This is a genomic window from Sporomusa sp. (assembly GCF_035561155.1).
Lineage (GTDB): Bacteria > Bacillota > Negativicutes > Sporomusales > Sporomusaceae > Sporomusa.
The window spans coordinates 1-12,341 of sequence record NZ_DATMYD010000082.1 but is presented as its reverse complement, the minus strand read 5'-3'; the positions used below and the strand labels follow the sequence as shown (position 1 = coordinate 12,341).

Below are 12,341 nucleotides of genomic sequence, written 5' to 3'. Positions count from 1 at the left end.
TTTTGAGAGGATGGTTGCTGGGGATTTTGTCATACAGCACGCTATATATACTTAATTGCTGCGGCACATGTTTTAACAATTAGAACCCTCCATTTTGGCAAATATCTACAATCATATTTTACCATAACAGAGGGCTCATCTGGTTAATTGACTTTTTCAGTGGTTTCGGACGGTTCTGTAGTTTTCGATTAAACTTGATATAATATATTAATAAGTAAAAGTAGGTACGTGACAGAATGCCACGAACTGCCCGAAAGAAAAGTAAACAGGAGCTAATAAAAAAGATTGACATGGGAATAGAATAGGGAATTGATAAGAAGAAGCGAGTTAAAGATAATGTATAGGCGGTAGGTATCAATACTTTGCAAACATTGCTTAATGTACTGATTTTAAGTGTAACAGAGATAATTTATCTATTAGGAATAATAATAATGGTAGGTTTCTTACTAGGTTGGATTGAATCTGTTTCAAACCGATGGGCATATCAAGCCTTCGGTAAACCAGGTATAATGTTAACAGCATGTATAGGGACACCAATACATGAAGTCGGGCATGCTCTAATGTGTTTAATATTTGGGCATAAAATTATCTCAATAAAACTCTTTGATATCAATCCAAAGAATTCAACTCTTGGATATGTAAATCATAGTTTTGACAAGCATAATTTATATCAAATAATTGGAAATTTTTTTATAAGCCTAGGACCAATATTTAGTGGAACAGCAGCCATATTATCCTTTATGTACATGCTAGAGCCTAATACCTTCAAAGCATTGCAAAAGCACGTAGTATCAGCACCTGTAGATAGTAATAATCTAGTAGACTTTATAATATGGTCGGGTCATTCAATAATGATAGTGTTTAGAGGAATATTCAACAGTGGAAGTATTGGTTCTCCAAGTTTTTGGGTATTCTTATTGTTAGCGATATGTACAGCATCACATATCGCATTAAGCAAGGAAGATATAAAGAATTCTATATCGGGGCTGGTAGTTACTTTATTCGTGGTTGTATTATTTAATATGGGTGCATCGTTATGTGGATTTGAAACACTAAAATATGTGCTGATAGTTGCCAAGTATAATATATACCTCGTATCTGTACTATCTGTGTCGATAACATTTTCCCTGGTGACAGCCTTGATTATGGGGATATTTTGTAGGATCAAGAGATCAATATTTAAATAATAAAACTGGCATTTGGTATGCTGGTTTTAAAGGATATAGAGGGACGGTTCTTCTGTTTCCTTTAGAAAGATAGCTTAATGTCGCAAATAAAGTGAAGGATACAATAACGTCCCCTTGTATCTCCTGGTAGGAGTTTCTCATTTTATTGGAGAATTATTACTTTAAGTGTTCTAAGGGTGCTGTTGAGGTGAGAAAGAATGTATGGATACATTGTGGGGTTAATTGTATTATTTTTGCTTATTTGGTTTGCTTGGAAATATTCTTCTAGGCGTATAAATGTACCATGTCCATCATGGCTTCACTGGCTTGTTGAGCTAGAAAACCCTTTTGCGAAAGGCTGTCAATCAGCAGTAATAATCCCTGGTCTTAACGTTAAAAGAGGAATGACAATACTTGATATTGGATGTGGGCCGGGCAGGCTAAGCATACCGCTAGCAAGAGAGGTTGGAGAACAAGGCCTAATTATTTCAATTGATATTCAAACTGAAATGCTAAACATAGTCAAACAAAAGGCCGGGAAGGAAAACATTAAAAACATTAGTGTTGTTAATATTCCCATGGGAGAAGGTAAACTTTGTAATTATAGTGCAGACGGTGCAGTAATGGCCGCCGTCCTTGGTGAGATTCCCAACAGGGCTGGTGCCCTTGAGGAAATATATAAATCCTTAAAACCTGGTGGCATTCTTGCAATCGCGGAAACTGTTTTTGATCCCCATTACCAAAGTAAGCAAAATATATTGAATTTAGTTAAACCAATTGGATTTTCGCAAGTTGATTTTATTGGAAATAAAATAGCGTTTACAATATATTTAAAGAAGATATAATTCAAACACAATTTCTAAATATAACACTTTCGACTCGGAGCCTGGCAGGCGAGAGAGTTTCTTTAAGTACATCATTCTGTAATATTAGCATTCCAGCTTTGCCCGTAGTTCGGCAAGATCTTATACTATTCTAGGAAAAATATCTTTAACGATAAAGCTCTTGCTTATTGACTGATAATTACTATATGAGTATAATGTAGTTGTCAAGACAACTATGATGGTGATATAGATGAAATTTAAATTAGATGATTCATTGGGGTTCATCCTAAATAAGACGAATACAAAGCTTAAAAATGAATTGTTTCAACGATTCAAAGAATATGACGTTACGCCAGAGCAATGGGCTGTACTTAACTGTTTATGGGAACAAGAAGGGGTTACCCCTAAAGAGTTGGCAGATAGTATCGTTAAAGATAAACCAAATACTAACCGCATTCTTGAGAAATTGGAAATGAAAGAATTGATTGTCCGAAAGCTTCATCCGGTAGACAAAAGGGCTTTTCAAATCTTTTTGACTGATCGTGGCTGGGCGTTAAGGGAAGAATTAATTCCTAAAGTCATTCAATTACTAGAGGAAGCAACAATAGGAATAGAAAAACATAAAGTCGTAGAAATGAAAAAACTGTTAAATCAAATTTATGATAATCTTAAGTAGCTATTTTTTTATCGCTTTAGTTGTCATGACAACTAAAATGATGAAATTTACATGATTTATACTCCTTGCTCAATTTAGGAACTGTAACTCAATAAAAAGGGCGTACAGACTGTGTGAGAACGCACTTATACAGATATCCTAGTAGGGACAAGTAACATTTTCATAGCAGTATAGAAATATAAAATAAAGTGAGGTAAAGAATATGGAAAGCTGTTTAGTTAAAGAATTGAGCTTGCGTTATGAACCGGTAGCTGTTTTGCTTAGCAATGAAAAACCTGAAGGGGCACTTCAGAGTAAAGAAGGGCAGTGGAGCTGTACAATTCCGTTATTTATTGCGGCAGCAAAAGGGAAAACATCAGTTTTTGAACGTAAAACGACAGGATGTAATGGCGGTAAAGTAGGATTAGGGTTTGGCCAATTTCCCAATTATCCAGGTGGAATTGAATATTTTTTGTCAGTTGGTAAAAGCGGCCTATTTGAAGGGGAAGGATATAAAAAAAATCCAGAGCTAGGAGCAGAATATGTTGAGTGCTTACCAATAACTGATATTCCCTATCAGTACGTCATCTTTAAACCTTTGTCACAAATTGATACTACTAAGGAAATACCCGAGTTAATTGTGTTTTATGTTAATGCTGATCAGTTATCGGCACTTGCAGTACTTGCAAACTATTATAGACCAGGAAATGAAAATGTGATGATACCTTTTAGCTCAGGGTGCCAGTCTGTCTTTCTTATTCCGTACGCAGAAGCTCAAAAGGAAAATCCAAGAGCGGTAGTGGGCTTGACTGATATTACAGTGCGCCCCATGGTCGAAGCTGACATGCTGTCATTTTCTGTTCCATACAAAATGTTTCTGGACCTGGAAGAAAGTGTAGAGGGAAGTTTCTTGAAGCAACACTTGTGGCACAGAGTGGTGGCGAGAATGGAAAAAAGTAAAAAGGTCGGTATTTGCTAAGTGCCTGATATTCAAAGATGAACCGCAGTATCGTCTAGAAAGAAAACGCGGGGACCGGGATGTTGTTTTGTGAAACAGTATCCCGATCCCAGCGTTTTTTGTTATAGAACGATTTAGTGACATGTACTGGAGTAAGAAAATGCCGACGAAGCCTGTAAATTCAAGGTGCTCCACTTTTAACATGACAGTGGTGCCATGTTCATAAAGGTAATAGGGTTGACGCATTGTCGGGGAAAATCTGAAAGAGGGCTGGTCTAAATTGTAATTAGATTAGCTGATACAATCCATTTTAACAACCCAACCGGCTGGCGCTTCCAAATCACCGAATTGAATACCGCAAAGCGTGTTGTACAGTTTGGTAGTATTCGGGCCAACTTCCGTTTCACTATGGAAGACGTGGAGATTACCTTTATGTTGGATACCGCCAATTGGAGTAATAACAGCCGCAGTTCCGCAAGCACCCGCTTCCTTAAACTCCTTAAGATTATCAATCAAAACGTCTCTTTCTGCTACTTTTAAGCCCAAATATTTTTCAGCCAGATAGAGAAGGGAATACTTCGTAATACTTGGTAAAATCGAGGGTGATTTTGGTGTGATAAATTCATCATCCCAGGTAATGCCAAAGAAATTGGCTGAGCCGACTTCTTCGATTTTGGTATGAGTCAATGGGTCAAGGTAGATACAATCACCAAACCCGCTTTTTTTTGCCAGTTTGTAGGAGTGCAGACTTGCTGCATAGTTGCCGCCAACTTTGGACGCTCCTGTGCCATAAGGAGCCGCCCGGTCATAGTCGGAAACAATAAAGTTTACAGGTGTCATACCGCCTTTGAAATAGGGACCGACAGGCATGCAGAAAACAGAAAACAAATATTCTGGGGCTGGGCCGACACCAATATTATCGCCAACGCCAATTAGTAACGGCCTAATGTAAAGAGTTGCACCAGTACCATAGGGGGGAACATAGGCTTCATTGGCTCGAACCACTTGTAATACGGCTTCTACAAATTTGTCTTCGGGAATTTCCGGCATTAACAGACGTTGAGCGCCTCGGTTTAGCCGTTTGGCATTTTCAAATGGGCGAAAAAGCTGGATATCCCCATTTTTTGTTCTGTAGGCTTTTAATCCTTCGAAACACTGTTGCCCATAGTGCAATGCAGTAGATGCCTCGCTGATTGAAAGCTTATTATCAGTTACCAGTTGGCCCTCATCCCACTTGCCATCTTTCCAGGTAGAAATATAACGAAAATCTGTTTTTATATAGCTAAAACCTAAATTTTCCCAATCTATGTTTAATACTCTGCTCATAATTATGTACCCTCTCTCTAAATAAATTTATTCAGTTAACCCATCCTCGGCAAGAGGCTGATAAAAGTCTCGCCTCAGACTTTGAATTCTGCCAAGCAAAATCAAACCATGTATTCTAAGTAACCCATTACTATACCCCCTTGTAAAAAATAAAAAACTCTTGCCCTTTAAGTCAAAAAGACTTAAAGGGGCAAGAGATAATCCTCGCGGTACCACCCTTTTTACAGATATGACTATCTGTATCTCTCATCAGGTCAAACAACCTTAGCAGAATAACGACTGCACTCCTTGCGGAGCAGAGACCGGCGCAGCTTACTTTGCAGTTCAGCGTTGCAGTTCAGGAGCGACGTTTGCATTCCCATCGTACCGGTTCACACCACCCACCGGCTCTCTGAAACGACATAGAGTACAAGTTCTCCCTCATCACTTTTACTATATTAAGTTAAAGTGTAACTTTGTGTATATAAATATACGCCTAAAGTTATATTTTGTCAATGAAAAATATTATTTTTCACACAGATGTCTTGTGGTTATGCACCTGCATTTGATAGCTAACTTATAAAGAGGTATTTACAGTAAATGTATATGTTTCTGTAACAGGTAGAAGTTATACTATGGATAATATGATTAATAAGTCTTTTATGCGAAGAGAGGGATTGTATGAATAGGAAAGATGTTGATTTTGATATTAATGAGCCGTTAAGAAAGCGACTGAATCCGCTTCAGTTTGCCGTAACTCAAGAAAATGCGACTGAACCGCCTTTTCGGAACGAATATTGGGACAATAAGCGTGAGGGCATTTATGTCGATATCGTGTCAGGAGAGCCGCTATTTAGTTCCTTAGAAAAATTTGACTCCGGCTGTGGGTGGCCGAGTTTTACCAAACCGTTAGATGCAGAGAAAATACGGGAAGCAGTAGATAAAAGCCATGCTATGATCCGTACAGAGGTGCGCAGCAAAAAAGCAGATTCACATTTGGGACATGTATTTACTGATGGACCAAAACCAGGCGGTTTACGCTATTGCATCAATTCTGCCGCATTGCGGTTCATTCCCAAAGAGGAAATGGAAAAAGAAGGATATGGGGAATTGCTGACATTATTTGAAAAGTAATTTGTTAATTACTCACAACTTACTTCACACAGTAATATAAAAATGGAATAGCAAGCTCGGGGACTGCAATCACCGAGCTTGCTATTTATTTTCCAAGATAAGCACACATGAGCTTTTTTCTTTCTCCGAATGGTTTTACCAAGAGCCATTCTCTCATCCTACGGGCACAATGGCGCCCCCTTTAGCGAAAAGGGATGTTACACCGTTTTATATGGGATGCTCGCCGATTGGCGACAAACTTTCTTTCCATATCCTGATTTTTCAATTATCTTTTATGAGTAACAGTTATTGACAATTAAAGTAAGAGGATGGATAATATAACATATACTAAGTGTAAAAATATACTAAGTGTACATTATGCAAAATTAATCGTTTTGGGGGTAATGACCAATGGACGGTCTGGTTGAAAGAAAGAAAAAGGAGATTCGCGATAGGATCATTTCCGTGGCAGGTGACTTGTTTAATCAGCAGGGCTTTGAAAACACGACTATGGATCAAATTGCAGCCAAAGCTGTTGCGGCTAGGAAAACTTTATATAATTATTTTCCACTCAAAGAAGCCATTGCAGATGAGTATGTTCGGAGCATATCCAAAGATACTGCCCAGGAGACGCTGGAAACACTTTCTGACCTACCTGACACAAGATCACGATTGATAGCAGCCATTAATAATCGCTATGATTTTCTGGAGTTGAACCCGGAAATTTGCAGTATTGCTTTAATGTACCGTATGAAAATTATGTTACAGGAACCTAATTACAAGTTTGAGCCGAGTGGTACTCAGAATCTTGTTATGGATATTTTGCGTACTGGTCAAGAAGTGGGGGAAATCCGTTCTGACATCCCAATAGAAAGGGTGTTTGGCTTTATTGAATACATACGTACAGCAATGGTGCTAGATTGGTTAAAAGATAATACCCGGGTAAATCTTCGGGAGGAAACCGTTCGATTGGTGGATCTGGTACTATACGGGGCTTTGAGCCATCAACCCCCAAAAACGGAATAATCATTCACTAAGGAAGGAGAGAGCATATGCAAAAGGGAGCGAATACTTATGTAGTCTCCTGGGGAGAAGCTTTTCAGCGCGGCGTCAGTATGGTTGGGGGAAAGGCTTGGAATCTATCCAGGCTGGAACGGTATGGCTTTAAAATTCCGCGTGGCTGGGTGCTTACAACTGCGGCTTTTCAAGAATTTCTTGATTATAACGAGCTTAGCGAGTTTTTAAAATTAACCTCCCTCCAAATAAATAGTGAGAATCTGGGCGAGGCCGATCATCTCCTCTGCCGCTTAAGAGAACAAATAATAAATGCAACAATACCTCCTATAGTTGTTGAAGCCATACAGGAAAGGTTAGCTGCCGCGGGATTAGACAATACAGCAGTAGCAGTCAGGTCTTCGGCTTCGGCGGAGGATTCGCTGCAGGCATCTTTCGCAGGCATTCATGATACCTTCCTAAATGTTAGCGGTTTGGAGAACATCATGGAAGCGATCAAGGGCTGCTATGCATCTCTGTGGACGCCCCGGGCCGTAACCTATCGTCGTAAACAGAACATAGGAGACTTCGAATTATTGCCTGCTGTTGTCATTATGGAGATGGTTGAGGCCCGGGCGGCCGGGGTGGCTTTTAGCTGTGATCCTCAGAGTGGCCGTCGAGATATCTATGTGATCAATGCCAACTTCGGTCTAGGAGAATCCGTGGTAAGTGGAGCCATAGAGCCTGATACCTACTTTCTCGCTCCCCCCGTCTATACCTTGCTGCCAGAAATTAAAGCGAAAAAATTAGGTTCCAAATCAGGTTTGACCCGAACCCACGAAGACGGCGGGGTCTATCTGGCTCCCAGCAGCGGCCGAAGGTCAGAGCAAGCTTTAAATGATGACGATATTAAAAGATTGGGCAAATTGATAACCCGTGTTTTCGACGCTTTGGGAAACGGCGAAGAACCGCAAGACATAGAATGGGCTTTTGACGGCAATGACTTCGTAATGCTTCAGGCCCGCCCGGTCACCAATTTGCCGGATTGTAGTTTCGAGTCTATTAAAAATCAGCCTGCGGTGTGGTCTAATGCCAATTACCGGGATGCGGTTCCCATGGTCTTATCCCCTCTACATAGACAAATAATGAAAGATATCATTGATACTATTTGGATTACCACCTTTTCCAATCCCGGCTACCCCGTACCGGATGGAATTCAATTTTCCCGGTTCTTTAACGGCCGCTTATACTGTAATATGTCGGCAGTATATTGGGCTCAGTACGATTGTAACGGAGCATTACCCCGTGATCTAACTTTTGTCTGGGGAGGGCACCAGCCGGAAATTGAAATCGACGATCAGAGCCCTTTCGAAGGTGAAACAGGCGTGCGGAGGCAAAAAACAGCTATGCGGACCATGGCCCTAATTGCTGAGACCGCTGCCAATGCAAGTGACATCCTTTCTGGAGTGGCTGCGGCTGCTAACAACCTAGCTGGAGAAGGATTTGAATCTTTACCGGACCATGCATTGATAGATAATTTTGAGGCCTTGGGGATAATCGTTAAATCCTATAGTGAAAAATACACCTGGTTAAGTGGAGCCGGGGGGCTACCGTTAGGAATTCTAATGCAAAACCTGTTCGGGGTTTTAGGCCCCAAGACCCCCATGGTTATAAATGGCTTGATGGCGGGAGGAGATGCGTCAATAACCAGCGCCGATCATGGGTATCGTCTGGTTGAATTGGCCGAACAGGCCCGCCGGGACGATTATGCAGTCCGATACTTCAACAACCGTCCTTTTGCCCCGCTTTTCTGGGAACAACAGCTCCCAGAGAATTCGCCGTTCAAACAAGCTTTCCATAAATTTATAAAAGAATATGGTCATAGAGCTATCTATGAATTGGACATCATCAACCCCCGCTGGCAGGAAGATCCTTCCTACCTATTGGATATTATAAGGACGACGATGACCACTGCCAATCTGGACGACTTGCGAGCCCGTCAAAAGGAAAAGTTTAACCAGGCCTTGGCGGAAATCACCGCCTTACTTCCTGCTGACAAGCTGGAGGGAATTCGCAAAATGATTATAGATGCCCAGCAGGGAGCCGGATTACGGGAAATGGCCAAATCGGTTTTGGTCATGGCTTTGGAGCCCTACCGTTCTATAGCCCTGGAGTTGGGCAACCGTTTTGCCCGATGGAACCTTATCGATGAACCATCCGATATTTTCTTCTGCACCTGGCCCGAGATATTCTCGATATTAGGTGGGGAATGGAATGGGATGGAGCTTAAAAGCCTAGTGCAAGACCGCATAGCAACTCATAAAGCCAATGAAAATATCATCCCTCCTGACATCATCCAGGGTGATAAGGCAACGCGCTCGCAGCCTGCTATCATTCTCTCAGGCAATTACTTGCAGGGTGTGGGAGCGGCAGCCGGTAAAGCCACTGGTACAGCCCGATTGATCAATCATCCTGGCGAGGGGAATAAGCTGCAGCCGGGCGAGGTCCTGGTGACCCCTTCTACCGACCCGGGTTGGAGTCCTCTGTTTTTGAAAGCTTGTGCTGTGATAATGGAAACCGGAGGATATATTTCGCATGGAGCAATTATTGCTAGAGAATATGGAATCCCAACAGTAATTAACGTACCAGGTGTTATGAAGGCTATTCAAGATGGCCAAATCGTTACCGTTGATGGGGATGAAGGCCGGGTAATTCTTCAATAACGCTAGGAATGCTATGGGCGTGGTGGCTTTTGGATTATGCCCAAGGAGGCAATATGAACGATGGACGGGATAAGCCGGATAATAGAGCGAAACATTAAAAAGGCAATTGACCAGGGGGTTTTTGATGACTTACCCGGTAAGGGAAAAGCTCAACGACTTGCCGACCTGCGATTTGTTCCCCCGGAGCAACGGGCGGCATTTTTGGTATTAAGAAACTCAGGATCGCTTCCTCCAGAAATGGAATTACGTAAAGAAATCGCTAGTTTAGAAGAACAATTGCAAATAGCCATGGAAGAAGATAAGCCTGGCATAATTAAAGCAATTACTGAAAAGAAGATGTTCTATGATATTCTAATGGAACGCCGGAAACGGTAAGGCGGTAAGAGAGGAGATTTACCATATGCAAGATGAAACAATCCGAATATTTGATGGTGCCGTTGCGATTATTACCGGCGGTGCGTCGGGAATTGGTGCGGCGCTCGGCAGAGAATTAACCAAGCGTGGTTGCGAGGTTATTCTTGGCGACCGGCAAATCGAGCTGGCAGAAGAGGTCGCTGCTGCAATACGGCATGCAGGCGGGAAAGCTACCGCGGCAGAGCTCAATGCTGTCGATTATGATGCTGTTGAAGCTTTGGTATATGAAACTGTCAACAGAACCGGCAGATTGGACTATATGTTCAATAATGCGGGAATCGCAATGACTGGCCCGGCTATCGTTTATAAGATTGAAGATTGGAATGCAGTAATCGACGTCAATCTCTGGGGCGTAATTCACGGAGTTCAGGCAGCGTATAAGGTGATGTTGGAACAAGGCTTCGGGCATATAGTCAACACAGCTTCGCTTGCCGGATTGTTGACGGCGCCGGGAAGACTTAGTTACGCCACTACCAAACATGCCATTGTCGGCCTCTCCAAGACGCTTCGGATTGAGGCAGCCATGCAAGGAATCCGGGTAAGCGTTTTCTGCCCCGGTTTTGTTCGGACGCCGATTATTGACCGGTGCGGCAAATATGGGAAGGTACTTAAAGAACCATCACCGGAGCAACAAGAAAAGTTAAATCAATTGGTTGAAAAATGTAAGCCGATACCGCCAGATATTTTTGCGCAAAAAGCGCTGGATGCCGTTGCCAGAAACGAGGCAATCATTGTTATACCGAGTCGCAATAAACTATTCTGGTGGTTCGATCGCCTATTTCCCGAATGGAATTTATGGCTAACGCAAAAGAAACTGGCTGAATATATATGAGAATAAAAAATATAAATTCATTGAAGCCATGCTTAAAGCGTGAACTGGCAGATGATAATACCCCAAAAAATGGCTTGATTTTTAAATTCACGAATCTTCCGACAAGTGAATTTTTGGAGGAAAAACAAAAAGTCCAAGGCGCGAAGCCTTGAACTATAAATGATTACTTTTTGCGGGATGGATTTGCCATGCGAAATGATTTATCGTAGAACCATCGATGAGTTAACCCTAATTCACTGAATACGACATTGTCTCATTGTTTTATATGCTATGCAAATAAGTTTGTAATATTTTTTTATAATCAACATCATTTGGTGGGAGTTTGCCATTTGTAATTACAAATTTAATTTTATCATCTATACTAGGAGCTACTCCTTTTTGCTTTAATATATCTGCCAAGTGATTTGTGGTCCCAACACTTCCGTCGAAAAAAACAGTTTCCTTTGTAAACGATTGTTGCAAAACATTGTTGAATAATGGAAAATGTGTACAGCCAAGAACAACAGCACCATAATCAGGTATCGCTAATGGTGCAAATTTCTTTTGCAAATACTGATATACATCTGAAGTGTCAAACTCAAACTGTTCGGCAAATTGTACCAAGCCGCCTAACGCCATCGTATCAACCATTTCTGTCGCATCAAGTCTATGAATTAATTGATGAAATTTTTCCTCCCGCAAAGTAAGACTGGTTGCCAAAACCAATACCTTTTTACCTCTTTCCTTACAATGAGCAATAGCTGGTTTTACAGCAGGTTCCATTCCAATGATCGGGAAACTATAATTCTTTCGCAATTTCCCGACAGCAACACTTGTTGCCGTATTACAAGCGATCACCACGGCATCTACTTTGATTTTAGCCATATAATCCATACCCTTTTGGACGTATTGTTTTACTTCGCTTTTCGTCTTTTCTCCATAAGGCAAATGCTCAATATCAGCATAGTAAGTGTAATCAGCAAACGGTAGTATTTTTAAAGCGTGACCAAGAACAGTTAAGCCGCCAATACCAGAGTCAAAAAAGCCGATCTTCATCCTAATCCCTTCCTAGTTTCAATTATTGTATTTATATTATCAGGAACAACTCCGTCAAAATATAGAACTCCGATTTAAACAAGTAGTGCCTATATAATACCATAAACTAGCCGCCGTAGGAATTTTGTATGGGAGTTGGCTGTTCTACTTCTACAACGTAGGGGTGCTACTTGCCTGTACTTCTTAAAATGGCGGCTAAAGTATTCTAGTCTCTCGGTGAACCCGAAGTAACATGTTTAGATCCATTAAATTAAGTTCAGAAGGCAACTGCGAGGTCCATGATTAGTTTGAAAACTAATCATGGACCTCGCAGTTTAATTTCT

At 41.3% G+C, this 12,341-nt stretch carries 11 protein-coding genes and 1 other annotated feature; of the genes, 9 read left to right on the top strand and 2 right to left on the bottom strand.

All coding sequences use genetic code 11. The features are described from left to right. Positions 1-362: 362 nt before the first annotated feature. The 4 genes from VN447_RS10690 (at position 363) to VN447_RS10675 (ending at position 3,624) form a co-directional block, all read left to right on the top strand. Positions 363-1,187 (top strand): hypothetical protein, encoded by an 825-nt coding sequence (locus VN447_RS10690; protein ID WP_325525342.1) that lies wholly within the window; start codon positions 363-365, stop codon positions 1,185-1,187. A 197-nt stretch (positions 1,188-1,384) separates the two neighbouring features. After that, the gene (locus tag VN447_RS10685) at positions 1,385-2,011 is read left to right on the top strand and encodes a class I SAM-dependent methyltransferase (protein WP_325525341.1); all 627 of its coding nucleotides are present in this window, start codon (positions 1,385-1,387) and stop codon (positions 2,009-2,011) included. Between the two features lie 229 nt (positions 2,012-2,240). Next, a complete protein-coding gene (locus VN447_RS10680; RefSeq protein ID WP_325525340.1) occupies positions 2,241-2,666 on the top strand; it encodes a MarR family transcriptional regulator in 426 nt (141 codons plus the stop codon). Between the two features lie 202 nt (positions 2,667-2,868). Then, on the top strand, positions 2,869-3,624 hold the full coding sequence (locus VN447_RS10675) for a DUF169 domain-containing protein (RefSeq protein WP_325525339.1): 756 nt from the start codon (positions 2,869-2,871) through the stop codon (positions 3,622-3,624). Between the two features lie 270 nt (positions 3,625-3,894). Here VN447_RS10675 and VN447_RS10670 read toward each other — a convergent pair whose 3' ends face one another. After that, positions 3,895-4,929 carry a branched-chain amino acid aminotransferase gene (locus VN447_RS10670; protein ID WP_325525338.1) on the bottom strand — a complete coding sequence of 345 codons (1,035 nt, stop codon included), beginning with the start codon at positions 4,927-4,929 and terminating at the stop codon, positions 3,895-3,897. A gap of 183 nt (positions 4,930-5,112) precedes the next feature. After that, positions 5,113-5,362, bottom strand: a binding site (T-box leader). 227 nt (positions 5,363-5,589) lie between these two features. Between VN447_RS10670 and msrB the strand changes: the two genes are divergently transcribed. The 5 genes from msrB to VN447_RS10645 all read left to right on the top strand — a co-directional run bounded on the left by msrB (position 5,590) and on the right by VN447_RS10645 (position 10,983). Next, positions 5,590-6,042 carry a peptide-methionine (R)-S-oxide reductase MsrB gene (gene msrB, locus VN447_RS10665; RefSeq protein ID WP_325525337.1) on the top strand — a complete coding sequence of 151 codons (453 nt, stop codon included), beginning with the start codon at positions 5,590-5,592 and terminating at the stop codon, positions 6,040-6,042. Between the two features lie 390 nt (positions 6,043-6,432). Beyond that, the gene (locus VN447_RS10660) at positions 6,433-7,047 is read left to right on the top strand and encodes a TetR/AcrR family transcriptional regulator (RefSeq protein WP_325525336.1); all 615 of its coding nucleotides are present in this window, start codon (positions 6,433-6,435) and stop codon (positions 7,045-7,047) included. Between the two features lie 26 nt (positions 7,048-7,073). Next, on the top strand, positions 7,074-9,737 hold the full coding sequence (locus VN447_RS10655; protein ID WP_325525335.1) for a PEP/pyruvate-binding domain-containing protein: 2,664 nt from the start codon (positions 7,074-7,076) through the stop codon (positions 9,735-9,737). Between the two features lie 60 nt (positions 9,738-9,797). Beyond that, positions 9,798-10,112 carry a DnaJ family domain-containing protein gene (locus VN447_RS10650; RefSeq protein ID WP_325525334.1) on the top strand — a complete coding sequence of 105 codons (315 nt, stop codon included), beginning with the start codon at positions 9,798-9,800 and terminating at the stop codon, positions 10,110-10,112. Positions 10,113-10,137: 25 nt separating this feature from the next. Further along, positions 10,138-10,983 carry an SDR family NAD(P)-dependent oxidoreductase gene (locus tag VN447_RS10645; RefSeq protein ID WP_325525333.1) on the top strand — a complete coding sequence of 282 codons (846 nt, stop codon included), beginning with the start codon at positions 10,138-10,140 and terminating at the stop codon, positions 10,981-10,983. 261 nt (positions 10,984-11,244) lie between these two features. Here VN447_RS10645 and murI read toward each other — a convergent pair whose 3' ends face one another. Then, a complete protein-coding gene (gene murI / locus VN447_RS10640) occupies positions 11,245-12,018 on the bottom strand; it encodes a glutamate racemase (RefSeq protein ID WP_325525332.1) in 774 nt (257 codons plus the stop codon). Positions 12,019-12,341 lie beyond the last annotated feature (323 nt).